At 72.1% G+C, this 18,113-nt stretch carries 14 protein-coding genes, 1 tRNA gene and 1 other RNA gene; 11 read left to right on the top strand and 5 right to left on the bottom strand.

Translation table 11 applies throughout. The features are described from left to right. Positions 1–136: 136 nt before the first annotated feature. Entirely contained in the window at positions 137–1,558 is a 1,422-nt protein-coding gene (locus ABZW30_RS00190; RefSeq protein ID WP_355668751.1) for an arylsulfotransferase family protein, read from the bottom strand. 674 nt (positions 1,559–2,232) lie between these two features. Here ABZW30_RS00190 and ABZW30_RS00185 point away from each other — a divergent pair. The 4 genes from ABZW30_RS00185 to ABZW30_RS00170 are packed head-to-tail and all read left to right on the top strand — an operon-like array spanning position 2,233 to position 8,013. Then, on the top strand, positions 2,233–5,346 hold the full coding sequence (locus ABZW30_RS00185) for a BTAD domain-containing putative transcriptional regulator (RefSeq protein WP_355668750.1): 3,114 nt from the start codon (positions 2,233–2,235) through the stop codon (positions 5,344–5,346). 53 nt (positions 5,347–5,399) lie between these two features. After that, positions 5,400–6,905 carry a UbiD family decarboxylase gene (locus ABZW30_RS00180; protein WP_355668749.1) on the top strand — a complete coding sequence of 502 codons (1,506 nt, stop codon included), beginning with the start codon at positions 5,400–5,402 and terminating at the stop codon, positions 6,903–6,905. Between the two features lie 7 nt (positions 6,906–6,912). Beyond that, the gene (locus ABZW30_RS00175) at positions 6,913–7,338 is read left to right on the top strand and encodes a tautomerase family protein (protein WP_355668748.1); all 426 of its coding nucleotides are present in this window, start codon (positions 6,913–6,915) and stop codon (positions 7,336–7,338) included. A 12-nt stretch (positions 7,339–7,350) separates the two neighbouring features. Then, positions 7,351–8,013 (top strand): SDR family NAD(P)-dependent oxidoreductase, encoded by a 663-nt coding sequence (locus ABZW30_RS00170; RefSeq protein ID WP_355668747.1) that lies wholly within the window; start codon positions 7,351–7,353, stop codon positions 8,011–8,013. A gap of 114 nt (positions 8,014–8,127) precedes the next feature. Here ABZW30_RS00170 and ABZW30_RS00165 read toward each other — a convergent pair whose 3' ends face one another. Both ABZW30_RS00165 and ABZW30_RS00160 read right to left on the bottom strand, forming a co-directional pair. Next, the gene (locus tag ABZW30_RS00165) at positions 8,128–8,541 is read right to left on the bottom strand and encodes a DUF3224 domain-containing protein (protein ID WP_355668746.1); all 414 of its coding nucleotides are present in this window, start codon (positions 8,539–8,541) and stop codon (positions 8,128–8,130) included. Positions 8,542–8,610: 69 nt separating this feature from the next. Beyond that, complete coding sequence (locus ABZW30_RS00160; protein ID WP_355668745.1) at positions 8,611–9,174, bottom strand: UbiX family flavin prenyltransferase; 564 nt, start codon at positions 9,172–9,174, stop codon at positions 8,611–8,613. A gap of 163 nt (positions 9,175–9,337) precedes the next feature. Between ABZW30_RS00160 and ABZW30_RS00155 the strand changes: the two genes are divergently transcribed. After that, positions 9,338–10,501, top strand: coding sequence for a PP2C family protein-serine/threonine phosphatase (locus tag ABZW30_RS00155; protein ID WP_355668744.1), 1,164 nt, complete (start codon positions 9,338–9,340; stop codon positions 10,499–10,501). A 64-nt stretch (positions 10,502–10,565) separates the two neighbouring features. Here ABZW30_RS00155 and ABZW30_RS00150 read toward each other — a convergent pair whose 3' ends face one another. Further along, positions 10,566–11,669, bottom strand: coding sequence for a PP2C family protein-serine/threonine phosphatase (locus ABZW30_RS00150; protein WP_355668743.1), 1,104 nt, complete (start codon positions 11,667–11,669; stop codon positions 10,566–10,568). Between the two features lie 236 nt (positions 11,670–11,905). After that, positions 11,906–11,990, bottom strand: a tRNA-Ser gene (locus ABZW30_RS00145). Between the two features lie 108 nt (positions 11,991–12,098). Here ABZW30_RS00145 and ffs point away from each other — a divergent pair. From ffs to ABZW30_RS00115, 6 genes are all read left to right on the top strand, one after another. Continuing rightward, an RNA gene (gene ffs, locus ABZW30_RS00140) (signal recognition particle sRNA small type) lies at positions 12,099–12,195 on the top strand. Between the two features lie 99 nt (positions 12,196–12,294). Further along, entirely contained in the window at positions 12,295–14,463 is a 2,169-nt protein-coding gene (locus ABZW30_RS00135; RefSeq protein WP_355668742.1) for a DNA polymerase III subunit gamma and tau, read from the top strand. 143 nt (positions 14,464–14,606) lie between these two features. After that, positions 14,607–14,945 (top strand): YbaB/EbfC family nucleoid-associated protein, encoded by a 339-nt coding sequence (locus ABZW30_RS00130; protein ID WP_355668741.1) that lies wholly within the window; start codon positions 14,607–14,609, stop codon positions 14,943–14,945. 227 nt (positions 14,946–15,172) lie between these two features. After that, positions 15,173–15,772 carry a recombination mediator RecR gene (recR, locus tag ABZW30_RS00125; RefSeq protein WP_355668740.1) on the top strand — a complete coding sequence of 200 codons (600 nt, stop codon included), beginning with the start codon at positions 15,173–15,175 and terminating at the stop codon, positions 15,770–15,772. Then, on the top strand, positions 15,765–16,472 hold the full coding sequence (locus ABZW30_RS00120; protein ID WP_355668739.1) for a DUF5063 domain-containing protein: 708 nt from the start codon (positions 15,765–15,767) through the stop codon (positions 16,470–16,472). The genes recR and ABZW30_RS00120 overlap by 8 nt, the downstream gene beginning before the upstream one ends. Positions 16,473–16,814: 342 nt before the next feature. Further along, entirely contained in the window at positions 16,815–18,095 is a 1,281-nt protein-coding gene (locus tag ABZW30_RS00115) for an aspartate kinase (protein ID WP_355668738.1), read from the top strand. Positions 18,096–18,113: the final 18 nt, after the last annotated feature.

The raw sequence follows: 18,113 nt of genomic DNA, 5'->3' as shown, positions 1-18,113 counted from the left end.
CGGCCCGTCCGTCGGCGTCGATCGCGGCGCCGCGGGCGGAGGCGGAGGATGCGGGATCCGAACCCGTGAGGGGTCGCCCCCGACACGCTCTCCGATTCTCCGCGGAGTCCGACTCGGTGTCGATCACACCCCCACCTCAACCGGAGCGGGTCACGACGTGGGACGTCCCGATGACCTCCCCCTTCGCGTTCAGCGCCCTCACCTGGAAGTACGGTCCCGGGTTGTCCGTCGTGACGGCCGTCTCGAAGCCGGTCCGGTCGGCGTGGTCGACGACCACCGACAGGGAACGGGCGTCCGGTCCGGCGAGCACCTGCCACGCTCTGGTCTCCGTCGAACCGTTCCAGGAGGCGTAGACGGTGCTCCGCCCGCCGCTGCCGCCGCGCGCCGCCGCACTGGGCGGGTACCACGGCTTGCCGACCCACTCGTGGCGGAACGCCCGGTACGAGATGTCGGAGCCCGGCATCATGGCGTCGTAGAGCAGGTTCTTCGAGCCGTCACCCTCGGTGTTCCCGGCACCCCTGTACTCCGAGTAGTACGACTCCTGCCCCCACCCGACGAACTCGTTGCCGTTGGTGAGCGCCTGGGTGTCCCCCTGGGACGCCGCGTACAACCCCGGTGCGTGGTAGTAGGTCCGCGCCGCGGTCGCGCGGTGGTTGGGGAGGTCGAGGTCGAGGATCAGGCCGTGCGACTGCTGTTCGGGGGTGCCGTCCGGCTGGTTGCAGCAGCCGTCGTCGAACATGCTGATCCGGTTTCCCGGCCGGAACCGGGCGTGGTGCTGCCAGTAGAAGTCCGCGTTCGGGCCGAAGCCGAAGTCGCTTCTCTTGCCGCCGAGTTGCCAGCGGATGTCGCCTGTCTTCCGCGCGACGTCGTAGACCGCCCAGAGGTTTCGGGCCGAGATCAGCAGCTGGCCGTCGGGGCCCTCGTCGATCGAGTTCACGTGGTAGGCGTCCCACACCCCGCCGGACGAGGACGCCGAGGAGGCCGACACCTCGGATTCCGCCGGGTTCACGTGGTCCAGGACGTCCCACGAGAAGACGAGTCTCCCGGTCGCGAGATCGACCTCCTGGATCTCGCTGTCCTCGATGGCTCCGTTCTTCGGCCCCCCGTACGGGGTGAGGTCCATCGGGACCGGCTTGGACGCGATGAACAGCGCGGTCCCCCGGCGCGTCAGGAGGAACTCGTGGAAGTCCGGGTAGAAGCCGTGCCGGGCGGAGACCGTGCTGAGCAGGCGGTAGTGGTCGTCGTAGACGTAGTAGCAGCCGCCCGGCTCGGGGGCGCCGCCGGGCAGGTCGGTGTAGTACGGGGGAATCGCGATGGTTCCCTGCCAGAACGTCAGCACCGGCTGTGTGACGCCGGTCCGGGGGTTGCGGTACGTCTGCACCCGGAAGTCGCCGTTCTCGAGGTTCGCGACGGGAAGCGGGCGGAACCAGACCGGATCGCCGGAGTCTTCGAGCATCAGCGCCCCGGTCTGGCCGACCGGCTGGGTGAGGTTGTACGGGGCGACGAAGACGTCCCCCGGGGCCGTGCCCGGTTGTCGCGCGGTCACGGTGACCCGCATGGGATGCAGCTTCGGCGCGGACACGAAGCTCCACACATCGCTGCCGGAGGTGATCGGTGGCGGTACGTTCGTCACCGGCGGGGCGGGCCGGGTCGCGCACTGGGCACGGTCCCATCCCGTCGGGTCGGACGCTGCGGACGTGCCTGCCCCGAGCGAACCGAGTGCCCCAGCCGTCACCATCACCGTCGCGGCCGCCATCCAGCGGTGCCGGGCACCCATGGTCGCAGGCACGTCCCTCCTCCTTCTGCTGCTCGCCGGCGCGGAACCGGGGCCGTGGCCACGGCCATGGCCGTCCTGCCCGGAAGCGGCGGGAAGCCGGCGCCCCACACGAGGTTGTACGGGCCCGCGGCCTTCGCCTCGGAGGCCTTCGCCCCCGGTGACCGGTATGGCCCACAGATGGCACCCGAACAGGCCAGACGACCGGCCGGTGGCCGAGCGGTCCCGCTCGGTCGGCTGGATGATGCCCCGGGGCCGGCTGCCCGCCGCACGGACGCGGCCCCGGGGCCGCCGGGCTCCGGCCACCCCGAAGAGGTCGTGCCGTCGCCCGGCCGTGTGCTCGCCGGCCGGCCCTCGAGGTGCGCGGTGATCGCTCCTGCCGGGAACCGACACAAGATCACACCCCGTGCTCCGAGAGCGAGTTACTGTGGTGAGGGACGGCGGGGGAGGGGCTTGAAATGCGATTGGGCGTGCTGGGGCCGCTTGAGGTCGAGACGGACGCCGGAGATCGCCTCGTCGTCGCCGCGCCCAAGCAGCGCACCCTCCTGGCCTGCCTGGCGCTGCGCGCCAACCTCACCGTCTCGACCGGCGCCCTGATGGAGGCCGTCTGGCCGGACCGCAAGCCGGTGAACGCCAAACCGGCGATCCTCAACTACGTGGCCCGGCTGCGCCGGAACCTGCTGGGGGTCGCCGACCGTCTGCAGACCACGGCCGGCGGCTACCGGCTGGAGGTCCGCGACGACGCCGAGCTCGACCACCTGCGGGCCGCGACGCTGGAGACCCGGGCCCGGAAGGCGGTCTGCGGTGGGGACTGGCGGTCCGGCGAGCGGCACGCGGACGCGGCCCTCGCCCTGTGGCGCGGTGAACCCCTGGAGGATGTGCCGTGCGAGCGGCTCCGGGCCGACTGGGTGCCCTCGTTCGACCTCCTCCAGCTGCGCCTGGAGGAGGTCCGGCTGGACGCGCTGCTCAGCGGTGCCTACCTCGACCGGGCGCTGCCGCGGCTGATGGACCTCACCGTCGCGCACCCGCTGCTGGAGCCGATGTACGAACGCGCCATGGTGGCCCTGTACGGCACCGGGCGCCGGGCCGAAGCACTGAGCTGCTACGGCAGGGCCCGGCGGGCGCTGCGGGACGGCATCGGCGCCGACCCCTCGCCGTGCCTGCGGGAACTGCACGGACTGGTACTGCGGGACGCCCCGCTGTCGGAGCTGATGGCGGTATGGGACCAGGCGCGCACCCTGGCCCGCTCCGGCGGTCGGTCCGTGGCGCGGGCGAAGGCCGCGGCGGCACGGACCGGACGGGTGCCGTCCCGAGCGGGGGCGTCTGCGGCGGGCACGGCCCGGGCTGCGGCGAGGACCGTGACGGGGCCCGTCGCACCTGCGCGGGACGGCCTGACGGAGGGGGCGCAGGGCGACCCGCCGGGCGGACCGTCCGCCGGGTTCCCGCTGTCGCAGCTGCCGCGCCCGCCGCAGCTGGTCGTCGGTCGTGAGCAGGAGCTGCGGGAGCTCACCCGACTGCTGGCCCCACCCGCCCCGCTGCCGGAGGCGGCAGCCGCCCCGCTCGCCTCCCGTATCGGGGACGGCCCGATCGCGACCTGCGCACTGGACGCCGGTGCCGGCGTGCGTGTCGCCACCGTGGTCGGGCCCGCCGGCGTCGGCAAGACGACCCTTGCCCTGGCCTGGGCGCACAGCATCGCCGAACGGTTTCCCGACGGGCAGATGTACCTGGACCTGAACGGCTTCACCGCCGAGGGCAGACCCGTCGCGACCGACGGCGCCGTCGACGCGCTGCTCGACTTCCTGGGCGTCCCCGCAACCCGTCTTCCCGCCACGCCCGAGGGCCGGGCGGCGCTCTACCGGGGCCTGGTCGCGGACAAGCGGCTGCTGGTGGTCTTCGACAACGTGCGCGACGCGACCCAGGTCCGGCCGCTGCTGCCGTCCGGCAAGGACTGCCGCGCGCTGGTGACCAGCCGCAGGTCGCTGGGCAGCCTGGTGGCGCTGGAAGGCGCCGAGGCGCTGGTGCTGGCTCCGCTCAGCGCGGACGCTTCGCATCGGCTGCTCGTGCGCAGGCTCGGGGCTCGGCGGACGTCCGGGCAGGGACAGGCGATCGAGGCCATCGCGGAGCGCTGCGCGCACCTGCCGTTGGCGCTGTCCGTCGCGGCGGACCGCGCCGCCGTGTCCGCCACGCCGTTGTCCACGCTCGCCGACCAGTTGGACCGCGGCGCGCTCAACGCGCTGAGCGCCGGGGACGACGCCAGCAGCGTGCGGAGCGTACTGTCCTGGTCGTACGTCGGGCTCACGGAGTCGGCCGCACGCGTCTTCCGATTCCTCGGCCTGCATCCGGGCACGGAGCTGACGGCGGCCGCGGCGGCGGCGGTCGCGGACGTCCCGCTGGCCGAAGCGGTGCCGCTGGTGGACGAGTTGGCGGCGATGAGTCTGTTGACCGAGCGCGCCCCGGGCCGGTACACGATGCACAGCCTGCTCCGGGCGTTCGCCGTCGAGCTGGTGGACGACGCGGCCGACGCGCGCGAACAGCAGGCCGCGCGCCACCGGCTCTACGACTACTACCTGCGCTGGGCCCTGGCGGCCGACCGCAGTTGCAGCGCCCTGTCGGCGGACATCGAGCCCGACCACGTTCCGCTCCCGGCGAGCCTCACGCCGGCGGGTTTCGCCGACCGCGACACCGCCCTGGCCTGGCTGGCCGACGAGCAGCAGGTACTCACCACCCTGATCGCCCAGGCGGCGGCGCGCGGCCTGAACTCCTACGCGTGGCGCCTGGCGGCCGCGCAGTCCTACGGACTGGCGCTGCGCGGCGGCCGGCCCGAGGAGCTGCGGCAGGCGCGGGCCGCGCTGGCCGCCGCCAAGCTCCTGGGCGATCCGATCGCGCAGGGCTACTGCTACCTGCTGATCGGCCGCACCCTGACCTCGGTCGGCGAGTACCAGACCGCCCGCTTCCAACTGCGGCGTGCCCTCCGGATGTTCCGCGCCGCGGGGGCCACGGAGTACCTCGGCGAGGTCCACCGCGTCCTGGGCCAGTGCGCCTACCGCCAGGGTGAACACCGTGAGTTCGCCCGCCACGCCCGGGAACACCTCACGGCCGCCGGGCACTCGGGCAGGCAGGACGAGATCTGTTACGCGCTCAACGACCTCGGCTGGGCGCTGATCCAGTGCGGGGAGTACCGGGAGGCGCACGTCCACTGCCTGGAGTCGCTGGCCATGGCCCGGGACCTGGGCCGGTCGCAGCAGGAGGCCTGGACGCTCGACGCCCTGGGGCGGATCCACTGGAAGCTGGGCGATCTGGAGACCGCCGCCGTGTACTACCGCAACGCGTTCGACCTGATCCGGCGGCTGCGTGAACCGCTCGACGTCGACTACCGGCTGGCCCGCGCCGAACTGCTGGCCGCCAACGGCCGGCTGGATTCGGCACGCGACATCTGGCTGGACGTCAGCCTGCGTGCGCGGTCGGAGAATCCGACGCGTGCCGAGCACGCCGAGCGCCGCCTCGCCGAGTACGAGCCGACGACGGCCGACGGCGCGGACGGGCACCGGGTTCCGGCGATGTCCCGGCGTTAGGGCCGCGATATCGGCCGTGTCTAGCGTCAGGGGCACGAACGAGGAGGACTGTCGTGAATCACCTCAAAAGCCTTCGTGCCTTCATCGACGCCCTGGACGCGATCGGCGAGCTCCAGCCGATCGACAAGGAGGTCGACTGGCGGCTCGAACTCGGCGCGGTGGCGCGTCGCACCTACGAACTGCGGGCCCCGGCCCCGCTCTTCAACACGATCACCGGCATCGAGAAGGGCTTCCGCGTGCTGTCGGCGCCCGGCGGGCTGTCCGCCCAGCCCGGCCTCGCCTACAGCCGCATCGCGCTGGCCCTCGGCCTCCCGGCGGACGCCAAGGGCGCCGAGATCGTCACGGCGCTGGCCGACGCGCGGCAGCGCGAGCCGATCCCGCCGGTGGTGGTGGAGCGGGCCGCCGCGCCCTGCAAGCAGAACGTCATGACGGGCGACGCGATCGACCTGCTGAAGTTCCCCACCCCGCTGATCCACGACGGCGACGGCGGCCGCTACATCCAGTCCTTCGGGATGAACATCGCGAAGACGCCGGACGGGTCGTGGACCAACTGGTCGATCAACCGCATGATGCTGGTCGACCACAACCGCCTGGCCTGCCTGATCCCGCCGCCCCAGCACCTGGGGATGATCCGCGCGCAGTGGACCGAGCGGGGCGAGGACATGCCGGTCGCGGTCGCGCTCGGTGTCGAGCCCGGCCTGCCCTACGTCGGCGGCATGCCGCTGCCGGAGGGTGACGACGAGTCGCACTTCCTCGGCGCCTACTTCGGTGAGCCGCTGGAGCTGGTGCCGGCCGAAACCGTGGACCTGCTGGTGCCCGCCACCGCCGAGATCGTCATCGAGGGCTACGTCTCCCGCACCGATCTGGTCGAGGAGGGCCCGATGGGCGAGTACCCGGGTTACCTGGACCGCGGCAGCCACTCGCCCAAGCCCGTGTTGCACGTCACCGCGGTGACCTACCGCGACGACGCGATCCTGCCGGTCGCCGTCGCCGGCGCGCCGGTCGAGGAGGACCACACCGGCTGGGGCCTGCCGCACGCGGCCGAGATGACGCACGTGCTGCGCGAGGCGGATGTGCCGGTGTCGGCCTGCTGGGGTGTGCTGGAGTCGGCGGCGCACTGGTGGGTCGTCGCGCTGAAGCCGTCCTGGCACGAGGACTCGGGCCTGGACTCCAAGGCCATGGCCCAGCGGGTCGGCGAGGTGGTGTTCGGCGCGGGCAAGCTCGCCTTCGGCGTGCCCAAGCTGCTGCTGGTCGAGCACGACTTCGACATCGCCGATGCCGGTCAGATCATCTGGGCGTTCGCCAGCCGCTCGCACCCGGAGCACGGCGAGGCGCACTTCCCCGCCCAGCCGCAGAACATCATCCCGGTCTATCTCGACGAGCACGAGCGGCTGAGCTACCACGCCACCAAGGTCGTCTACAACTGCCTGCTCGCCGACCGGTTCCCGGCCGACCAGCGGCCGGTGGCCTCGGACTTCGCCCACAACTGGTCGCCGGAGCTCCAGCAGCACGTGCTGGACAACTGGGAGGCCTACGGCTTCAAGAGTGCGAAGGAGTGAGGCGGCCGTGCCGGTCTACCAGGTCAGCGCCCCGGCTTACAGCCTGAGCCGGGAGGACAAGCGCCGGATCGCCGAGGCGATCACCGGGATCCACGTCGAGGTCACCGCGGCGCCGGCGGAGTTCGTCCACACCTACTTCGACGCCGTCGCACCCGGCGACCACTTCGTGGCCGGGGAACCGGCGGCGGACGCCGTGATGGTCATCGGTCACATCCGGGAAGGCCGTTCCGACCCGGACAAGCAGCGGCTGCTCGTCCGCATCGCGGAGGCCGTCGGCGAGGTGACGGACCGTCCGGTCGCCCGGGTGGCCGTCATCGTCCGTGACGTGCCGTCGCGCTACATCTTCGAAGGCGGCCGGATCATGCCGGAACCCGGCCAGGAGGCGGCCTGGCTCGCCGCCGCCCCCGCCCGCGTGCCCGTCCACGAGAGTTGAGAGAGAGCGTTCATGACCGACAAAGGCAGTGCCCTGATCATCGGTGTCGGACCCGGCCTCGGCGTGGCCGTGGCCCGCGCCTTCGCCGAGGCCGGCCACGCGGTCGCGCTGATCGGCCGGACCAGCCCCAAGCTGAAGGAGTTGGCCGCACGGCTCCACGAGGAGGGGCACGCCGCGCACGCCTACCAGGCCGACGCGGCGGACCCGGCGCAGCTGCGTTCCGCGCTGGACGCGGCCGTCACCGACCTGGGCGCCCCCGAGGCGCTCGTCTACAACGCCGCCCACGCCCGCCCCGACACCCCCACCGCGGTCAGCCCGGAGGGCTGGGCGGCCGGTCTCGCGGTCAACGTCATCGGCGCGACGGTCGTGGCCGGCCACGTGATCCCGGCCTTCCGCGGTGGCCGCGGCACCGTCCTGTTCACGGGCGGCGGCTTCGCGCTCGCGCCGTCCCCCGACTACACGACCCTCTCGGTCGGCAAGGCGGCGCTGCGCGCCTACGCGCACGCCCTGCACGAGGAGCAGCGCGACGCGGGCGTGCACGTCACCACGGTCACCATCCGCGGCTTCATCCGCCCGGGCGACGAGCGGTTCGACCCGGCGGCCATCGCCAAGGTGTACGTGGAGCTGCACCAGCGGCCCCGGGACCAGTGGCAGCCGGAGTACGTCTACGCGTGAGGCGGGCGTGGCGGTCGGGGGAGGAAGCCGCACCGGCCGCCACGCCGTGCTCTGTGCGTCGCAGCCGTCACACCGGCGCCGTCCGCCCGGTCAGGTCCCGCTTCTCGACGCTGCTCACGCTTCGAACCAGTAGTCGAGCCAGACCTGGGCGCCCTCGCCGAGGTTCGCCTGGAACCCGCCGGTGCCGTGCAGACCGGTCAGCTCGCCGGTGCCCGAACCCGGCACCACGAACCAGTCGCCCTTGACGAGGTCGCCCTCGACCGTGCCCTGGTCCTGCAGCAGGAACGTGCCGGTGCGACCGGCCAGTGAGCCGCTGACGCGCTCGATCCCGACGAAGCTCGCCGACCCGTCGCTGCCGGCGGACTGCAGGAACTCCACGACGCCGTCGGCGGTGATGTCACCGGCGAAGCTCTCCTCGACGTGGATGCGGGTCAGCGTCGGGCCCTCGGCGGGCCGGTCGTAGACCGTGGGCTCGTACTTCGCCACCGTGATGACGGCGTTGGCCCGGGTCGTGGTGGGGTTGCTCATCGGTTCTCCCGTTCTTCGGTGGACCGTGCTCGTGGTGCCGGCGTGCGCCCGGAGGTGTGCACGGGAGGCTCATTCACCCCAGCGCCGCAGGTTCGGCACGTCGATCCCGAGCAGGTCCAGCGCCCGCCCGGCCGTGTGCTCGACGATCTCGTCGACGCTGCCGGGCCGCAGGTAGAACGCCGGCACCGGCGGCATGACGATCCCGCCGGACTCGGTGACCGCGGCCATCGCCCGCAGGTGCCCGAGCGTCAGCGGCGTCTCCCGCACCATCAGCACCAGGCGGCGGCGCTCCTTGAGCGTCACGTCCGCCGCCCGGGTCAGCAGGTTGTCGCCGTTGGACTGCGCGATCGCCGACAGCGTGCGGATGGAGCACGGCGCGACGATCATCCCGGCCGTGCGGAAGGAGCCGGAGGCGATGGCCGCGCCCACGTCGGCGGGCCGGTGCACGACGTCCGCCATGGCTGCCAGATCCGCCGCCGACAAGTCGGTCTCGTACGCGCGGGTCTGTTGCCCGGCAGGCGTGACGACGAGGTGTGTCTCGACGCCGGCCTTGCGTGCGAGCTCCAGCACCCGCAGCCCGTACACGATCCCGGTCGCGCCACTGATGCCCACGACCAGCCGATGTCTGTCCATCCGTCCTCCTCCGGTGCGGGGACGAGGCTAAGCAGCCGCACCAACGCACCGCTATCGCCGCACTATCGCGGTGGGTCTTCGGAGTCCGGCGGAGGGGCCGTTTCGGAACGGCCGCCCTCGCTCCGCGGTCGTCGGCGACGCGGGAGAGGTGCACAGTAAAAGGGTGGGTGTCGGACGGCGCTTCGCCGGTCTGGGGCAGCCATGGCGGTCGCGCCATGCGCTGCTGGTGCTCCCGTTTGTGCTCATCGTGGTGATCACCGTGGTGGACCTTCATTCTCCCGAGGGCGTCCACCTGGGGCCGGCTCTGGTCATCGCGCCCGCGATCACCGCGTCGTTCGCCGGTCCCCGGTTGACCGGGGCGATGGGAGTGCTGGCCCTGGCCGCGCAGGTGATCATCGCGGTCTTCCACGGGGGACTGACCACGACGAACCACCTGGTGCAGATCGCCACCCTCGCCGTGCTGTCGGTCCTGGTCGTCTGCTTCTGTCTGGTGCGCGAGCGGCGCGAACGCCAGCTGGCCAAGGTGCGGTCCGTGTCCGAGGCCGCGCAGCACGTCCTGTTGTGGCCGCTGCCCGAGCAGATCGGCCCGCTGCAGATCTCCTGCCTGTATCTGGCCGCCGAGGAAGAGGCCCGGATCGGGGGTGACCTGTATGCGGCCACCCGCACCGAGGACGGGGTCCGAGTGATGATCGGCGATGTCAGGGGCAAGGGCCTGCCCGCGGTCGGCGAGGCCGCGATCCTCCTCGGGGCCTTCCGCGAGGCCGCGCACCAGCACACGAACCTTCCGGCGCTGGCCGCGGCCCTGGAGCACAGCATCAGCCGCTACCAGGCCGAGTTCGCGTCACCGGACGGCGACGCGGGAGAGCACTTCGCCACCGTTCTGCTGCTGGAGATCCCCGACGGCAGCTCCGCCACCCAGATGATCAGCTGTGGACACCCCCCGCCTCTGCTTCTCACGCCGGACCACTCCGTCTCCCCCCTGAGCCTGCACCCCGCGCCTCCGCTGGGCGTGGCCGAGATGGCGGCGGCGGACCACGCCCCCGATGTGGTCGCCTTCCAGGCCGGCGACACCCTGCTCCTCTACACCGACGGCGTCATCGAGGCCCGCGATCACTACGGTGACTTCTACCCCCTCGCGGAGCGGACCGCGCGCTGGACGGACAGCTCTCCCGACGTGCTCCTGCACCACATCCGCCGCGACCTCCTCGCCCACGTCGGCGGGCGACTCAACGACGACGCCGCGCTCGTCGTCATCCACCGCCCGCCCACTCCGCACCCCGGTCACCGCCTGGGAAAGGCCATCCACGCGGGCGACTCCCGCCACTGAGCACGCCCCGACGGCGATGTGGCGCACTGCACCGCCGGCGGCGGCATGGGAGTTCGCTTCCTGATCAGGCGACGTGGGGAGGGCGGTGGCGCCGGGTGACCACCAGGATGGCCATGTCGTCGTCGCGTTTGCCCTCGGTCCAGTGGCCGACGTCTTCGGTGAGGGCGTCCACCACTGCGTCGGGGTCACTGAACCGCCTGTGCATGCGCTCTGAGGCGAGCGGATCGTAGAAGGTCCCCCGCTTGTCCCGCGCCTCGGTGACACCGTCGGTCACCAGCAGCAGCGAGGCCCCCGGGGGCAGCCGCACGACATCGGCGGGCACGGAGCCGGCAGGGGTGAGATCGCCCAGTCCCAGGCCGAGGGGCAGCTGCGGGACGGCCGGGTCGAGCCGCGCGAGCCGTCCGTCGTGCATCAGGTACGGGGGCGGATGCCCGCGGTTCACCAGGCTCAGTGCCTCGCCGTCGGTGGAGACCTCGGCCAGCACGGCGGTGACGAAGCCCTCCGTGGAGGACAGCGGGTCGCTCCGGGCTGCTTCTCTGGTCACCGCCTCGTCGATCCGCTGTCCCAACGTGACCAAGCTGGGAGAGTACTCGGCCTCCTGACGGAAGGCCCCGATCGCGATCGACACGACGGCGACAGCCGCAACACCTTTGCCCCGCACATCGCCGATGATCATCCGTACCCCGAACGGCGTCTCCTGCACGGCGAAGAAATCACCGCCGATCCGTGCCTCGGCCTGCGCCGCCGTGTACCCCGCGGCCACGGCCAGCGGCCCGACGTTCCTCGGTGGCTCCGGGAGCACCGCCCGCTGGACCCTCTCCGCGACGTCCCTGGTCAGTGCCAGATCGCGCCCCTGCCGCACGATCAGCTGGTTGACCGCGAGGGCCAGCACGCCGATCACGCTGACCACGGCGAGATCGACGATCAGTGGTGTCGCCGGACGCCCGCGTTCGATGTCCACCGACACCGAGACCACGCAGGTGACGCACACGACGGCGAGCGCGGAGCGGAAGGGCAGGGTGGCCCCCGCGATGAGCGGTGCGGCTGCCAGCAGTGGGAGCCCCGTGTACGGCTGAGGCGCGAAAAGGTCCAGTGCGAGGCCGGCCACGAGAACCAGCGCCGCGAGCATCCACGGCACCTTCGCCAGCGTGGGTCGCAGGACTGTCACGGTGCATCTCCCGTCCCGGCCGATCAAGGCCCGGAGCGCAGGCCCCGGCCAGCCTGTCACATCACGGACTTACACGATCTTTCGGACACGCTCGTGGTCGCCTGCGGGGCTCGCGGCCCGGCTGGTCCACTTCTCCGTCGTCAGCGGCGCCTCGGGCCCGGCGGTGAGACCGCGACACGACGAAGGCCCCGCCCGGAAATCCGGACGGGGCCTTCGACTGCCTTACTAGGCAAAGGCGGAGGATACGAGATTCGAACTCGTGAGGGGTTGCCCCCAACACGCTTTCCAAGCGTGCGCCCTAGGCCTCTAGGCGAATCCTCCGAGGGAGAGCTTAGTACATGTTTCGGGGTGGTCGCGACCAGCTATCCCGCAGGCGGAGGGGCGGGGGTGGCCTGTGGATCGTCGGGCCCGGGATCCGGTAGTGTGGGTGTCAGCCCCTCGTGTGGCGTCATCTCTCTGAACCCCCCCAGGGCCGGAAGGCAGCAAGGGTAGGAGGGCTCTGGCGGGTGCACGAGGGGTCTTCGCGTTCCCGGGGCCGCGCGGGACCGTGCGAGGTCGCACGGAGTGAGGGGCCGGGAGTGGAGGGGCGACGCGTTTGTCGGCCCGTCCCGATATCGTCGGTGGTGTGTCCCTAGCCCTGTACCGCCGCTACCGCCCCGAGACCTTCGCGGAGGTCATCGGGCAGGAGCACGTGACCGCTCCGCTCCAGCAGGCCCTGCGCAACAACAGGGTCAACCACGCGTACCTGTTCAGCGGGCCGCGCGGCTGTGGCAAGACGACGAGCGCGCGCATCCTGGCCCGCTGCCTGAACTGTGAGCAGGGGCCGACGCCGACGCCCTGCGGGGAGTGCCAGTCCTGTCGGGACCTCGCGACCGGCGGGCCCGGCTCGATCGACGTGATCGAGATCGACGCGGCCTCGCACGGTGGTGTGGACGACGCGCGCGAGCTGCGCGAGCGGGCCTTCTTCGCGCCGGTGCACAGCCGGTACAAGATCTTCATCCTGGACGAGGCTCACATGGTGACCTCGGCCGGGTTCAACGCGCTGCTCAAGGTGGTCGAGGAACCGCCGGAGCACCTCAAGTTCATCTTCGCGACCACCGAGCCGGAGAAGGTGATCGGGACGATCCGGTCCCGTACCCACCACTACCCGTTCCGGCTGGTCCCGCCCGGCACGCTGCGCGACTACCTGGCGGACGTCTGCGGCCGCGAGGGCATCCAGGTCGAGGACCCGGTGTTCCCGCTGGTGGTACGGGCCGGCGCGGGCTCGGTGCGCGACTCGATGTCGGTCATGGACCAGCTGCTGGCCGGTGCCGCGGACGAGGGCGTCACGTACCAGATGGCCACCGCGCTGCTCGGGTACACGGACTCCGCGCTGCTGGACGAGGTGGTGGACGCCTTCGCCGCGCACGACGGGGCGACGGTGTTCCAGGTGGTCGACCGGGTGGTCGAGGGCGGGCACGACCCGCGCCGCTTCGTCACCGACCTGCTGGAGCGGCTGCGTGACCTGGTGATCCTCGCCACGGTGCCGGACGCGGGGGAGAAGGGGCTGATCGACGCCCCGGCCGACCGGGTCGCGGTGATGCAGGCGCAGGCGGACGCGTTCGGCGCGGCCGAGCTGAGCCGGGCGGCGGACATCGTCAACACCGGGCTGACCGAGATGCGCGGCAACGCGGCGCCCCGGCTGCAGCTGGAGCTGATCTGCGCCCGGGTGATGCTGCCGGGCGCGTACAGCGACGAGCTGTCGCTGCAGGCCCGCCTGGACAAGCTGGAGCGGCGGGCGGCGGCCGGTGGGTTCGCCGCGGCTGCGGGCATGGCCCCCATGGCCGCGCCGATGGCCGCTCCGGTGGGTGTCCCGTCGATGGAGGCGCCCGCGCCCGTGACGGCACCGGCCCCGGTGGCCGAGGCCGCCCCGATGGCGGCACCGCCCGTCCAGGCACCGCCCGTCCAGGCCGCCCCCGTGCAGGCCCCGCCGCCCCCGGCCCCCGCCGGGCCCGCGCCGGGTGCCTGGCCGATCCCGCGCAGCTTCCCGCCCGCCGGAGGCGCCCCGGCCCCCGCCGCGGTTCCCGTGCCGCAGCCGCAGGCCGCCCCCGCGCCCGTCGCGGCACCGGCCCCGGCCCCTGTGCCCACGCCTTCGCCTACGCCCGCGGCGGCCGCCCCCGGCGGCCAGCCGTCCGCGGCCGCGCAGCAGGGCGCCGCGCAGGTCCGGCAGCTGTGGCCGCAGATCCTGGAGGCGGTGAAGAACCGCCGACGCTTCACCTGGATCCTGCTCAGCCAGAACGGCCAGGTGGCCGGGTTCGACGGCAGCACGCTCCAGGTGTCGTTCATCAACGCCGGCGCCCGGGACAGCTTCGTCGGCAGCAACAGCGACGACGTGCTGCGCCAGGCGCTGGGCGACGCGCTGGGAGTGGACTGGCGGATCGAGTGCATCGTGGACCCGTCCGGCGGTGCCGGCGCGGCTCCGAGCGCGGCCCCGACCGGCGGCGGCTGGGGAGCCCCGGCCCGTCCGGCGGCCGCCGCGCCGCCGATGGCCGCCCCCGCCCCGGCCCCGGTTCAGCAGGCCCCCGCCCCGGTCCAGCCGCAGCCCCAGGTCCAGGCGCCGGCCCCGGCGCCGGTGCAGGCCCCGCCGCCCGCGGCGGTGCCCCAGGCCCGTCCGGTGCGGTCGGTGGCCCCGGAGGACGACATCCCGGAGGAGGACGACCCGGACCTCAACGAGGAGGCGTTCTCCGGCCAGGAGCTGATCATCCGCGAGCTGGGTGCCACGGTGCTGGAGGAGATCCACCACCGGGGCAACTGAGCCCGGCCGACCGAGCTCCGCCGGCCGACTTCCGGCAACCGAGTCCCGGAGACCGACTCCTGGCGACCGACTCCCGGCAATCGAGCGAAGACGTAGGCTCGGCGGCGACGAACGACGAACCGCATGACAGCAAGGAGTGAGCCGTGTTCCCCGGTGGTGGTCAGCCCAACATGCAGCAGCTGCTCAAGCAGGCGCAGAAGATGCAGGAAGAGCTCGCCAAGGCCCAGCAGGAGCTGGCCGAGGCGAAGGTGAACGGTACGGCGGGCGGCGGCCTGGTCGAGGCCACGGTGACCGGGTCCGGCGAGCTGGTGGCGCTGACGATCGCGCCGGCCGCCGTGGACCCGGAGGACACCGAGACCCTGGCCGACCTGATCCTGGCGGCCGTCCGGGACGCCAACCAGGCCGCGCAGAAGATGCAGGCCGACCGGATGGGCCCGCTCACCCAGGGCCTGGGCGGCGGGATCCCCGGCCTGCCGTTCTGATGCGGGTCAGGGCCGGTTCGGGGCGCAGGTCAGGGCCGGTTCGGGGCGCAGGTCAGGGCCCAGACCGGGGCGTCGATCAGCGTCCGGTTTGTCAGTAGACGGTCTGAAGTTCATACGACAGACCCGTGTGATTTCTGCGGGGGTCGGGCGTCGGGCGGTGTGTCCGGCGCCCGATTCGTTGGATGATGGCACCGGAGCACCACCGACCATCCGAGGGAAGGCGCGACGTGTACGAGGGCGTGGTTCAGGACCTGATCGACGAACTGGGCAGGCTGCCCGGCGTCGGGCCCAAGAGCGCCCAGCGGATCGCCTTCCACGTGCTGCAGGCCGACCCGACCGACGTGCGCCGCCTCGCGCACGCGCTGCTGGAGGTCAAGGACAAGGTCCGCTTCTGCGTGGTCTGCGGCAACGTCGCGGAGGCCGAGCAGTGCCGGGTCTGCCTGGACCCGCGCCGCGACCTCGGCGTCATCTGCGTGGTCGAGGAGCCCAAGGACGTCGTCGCCATCGAGCGCACCCGTGAGTTCCGCGGCCGCTACCACGTGCTGGGCGGCGCGATCAGCCCCATCGAGGGCGTCGGCCCGGACGACCTGCGCATCCGCGAGCTGCTCTCGCGCCTCGCGGACGGCACGGTCACCGAGCTGATCCTGGCCACCGACCCCAACCTGGAGGGGGAGGCGACCGCCACCTATCTGGCCCGGCTCTGCAAGCCGATGGGCCTGAAGGTGACCCGCCTGGCGAGCGGACTGCCCGTCGGCGGGGACCTGGAGTACGCGGACGAAGTCACCCTCGGCCGCGCCTTCGAAGGGAGACGACTGCTCGATGTCTGACCGGACGATCAACCAGCAGCCCACCGGCCCTCAGCTTCACGAGGGGCCCACGACCCACGCCCCGCACACCCACGGTCACGGTTCGGAGCCGGACGACTTCGCCGTGCAGATCGCCGACTCGGTGGAGAGCTTCGTGCTCGCCGTCACCGAGGTCGCCAAGGGCGACGAACCGGGCAGCGCGGTCTCGCTGCTGCTCCTGGAGGTCTCCCAGCTGCTGCTGGCCGGCGGTCGGCTGGGCGCCATCGAGGACGTCGTCCCCGAGGACCGCTTCGAGCCCGACGCCGGGCCGGAGCCGGACGGCGAGCAGCTGCGCGAGCGCCTCGCCGCGCTGCTCGCGCCGATCGACGTCTACCACGAGGTCTTCGACCCGTACGGCCCGCCGGAGAAGCCGAACGCCTTCCGGATCTCGGACGACCTGGCCGGCGTGGTCAGCGAGCTCCAGCACGGCCTGACCCACTACCGCGAGGGCCGGGTCAGCGAGGCGCTGTGGTGGTGGCAGTTCTCGTACCTCTCCAACTGGGGCACGACCTGCACCGCGGTGCTGCGGGCGCTGCAGTCGCTGATCGCCCACGTCCGGTTGGACAGCCCGATCGGGGCGGTGCCGGACGGCGCGGACATCGACGACGACGGGCTCACGGACGAGCAGCTGGAGCAGCAGGCCGGCGACCTGATGGCGGCCGAGCTCGGTCTCGGGCGCTGACAGCGGTGGTCGGGCGTCGTGTCCGAAGGCAGGTGGGCGGCGGATCCGGCAGCGGGCCGCGAATATGTGACGAATGCCTCAGTAATCCGCCTGGAAAAGAAATCCGGCCGTGGCACCGTCCATTCGTCCGACGATTCTTCGGAACCGTGCCGAACGCCCCGCAGACCTGCCGGTGGCACCACCCGTCATGCCGCTCACGTGCTGAAACACCCGTCTCATCATATGGAAAGCAGCAGTTGCGGGACCCCTGCTCGGTAGACTGACGCCGACCGCACCCCCCTCTCCCCCGGGGGGTACGGGGGCCAGTCGCCCCCGGAAAACGACACAAGTCGAGGAGCGCACGTGGGCCTTGTCGTGCAGAAGTACGGCGGCTCATCCGTTGCGGATGCCGCAGGCATCAAGCGCGTGGCCCGTCGAATCGTTGACGCCAAGAAGGCCGGCCATGAGGTCGTCGTCGTGGTGTCCGCGATGGGCGACACGACGGACGAGCTCATCGAACTCGCGGAGCAGGTGTCACCGCTTCCTGCCGGCCGTGAGTTCGACATGCTGCTGACCGCTGGAGAGCGCATCTCCATGGCGCTGCTGGCCATGGCGATCAAATCCCTGGGCCACGAGGCCCAGTCGTTCACGGGCAGTCAGGCCGGTGTCATCACCGACTCCGTCCACAACAAGGCGCGCATCATCGACGTGACGCCGGGTCGCATCCGCACCGCCCTGGACGAGGGCAACATCGCGATCGTGGCCGGCTTCCAGGGCGTGTCCCAGAGCAGCAAGGACATCACCACGCTGGGCCGCGGCGGCTCGGACACCACCGCCGTCGCCCTCGCCGCGGCGCTCAAGGCCGAGGTCTGCGAGATCTACACCGACGTGGACGGCGTGTTCACCGCCGACCCGCGCGTGGTGAAGAAGGCCCGCAAGATCGACTGGATCGCGTACGAGGACATGCTGGAGCTGGCCTCGTCCGGTTCCAAGGTGCTGCTCGACCGCTGTGTGGAGTACGCCCGCCGCTACAACATCCCGATTCACGTACGCTCGTCCTTCTCGGGTCTTCCCGGGACGATCGTCAGCAACGACAACCCGAACAAGCCCGAAGGGGGCGAGATGGAGCAGGCCATCATCTCCGGAGTCGCCCACGACACCTCCGAGGCCAAGGTCACGGTGGTCGGCGTGCCCGACAAGCCGGGCGAGGCGGCGCGCATCTTCCGCGCCATCGCCGACGCCGAGGTCAACATCGACATGGTGGTGCAGAACGTCTCCGCCGCGTCGACCGGCCTGACCGACATCTCCTTCACCCTGCCCAAGACCGAGGGCCAGAAGGCCATCGACGCGCTGGGCCGGGTCAAGGAGGGCATCGGCTACGAGTCGCTGCGCTACGACGACGCGATCGGCAAGATCTCGCTGGTCGGCGCCGGCATGCGCTCCAACCCGGGTGTCACCGCCACCTTCTTCGAGGCGCTCTCCGCCGCGGGCGTCAACATCGAGCTGATCTCCACCTCGGAGATCCGCATCTCGGTGGTCACCCGCGCCGAGGACGTGCCGGAGGCGGTCCGCGCCGTGCACAGCGCCTTCGGCCTGGACAGCGAGACGGACGAGGCCGTCGTCTACGGCGGCACCGGGCGATGACCCGGAAGCCGGGCGGGG

It is taken from the genome of Kitasatospora sp. NPDC004669, from assembly GCF_040609455.1.
Taxonomy (GTDB): domain Bacteria; phylum Actinomycetota; class Actinomycetes; order Streptomycetales; family Streptomycetaceae; genus Kitasatospora.
Note: the sequence above shows the minus strand (reverse complement) of the source record. Positions and strands in the feature narration are given on the sequence as shown.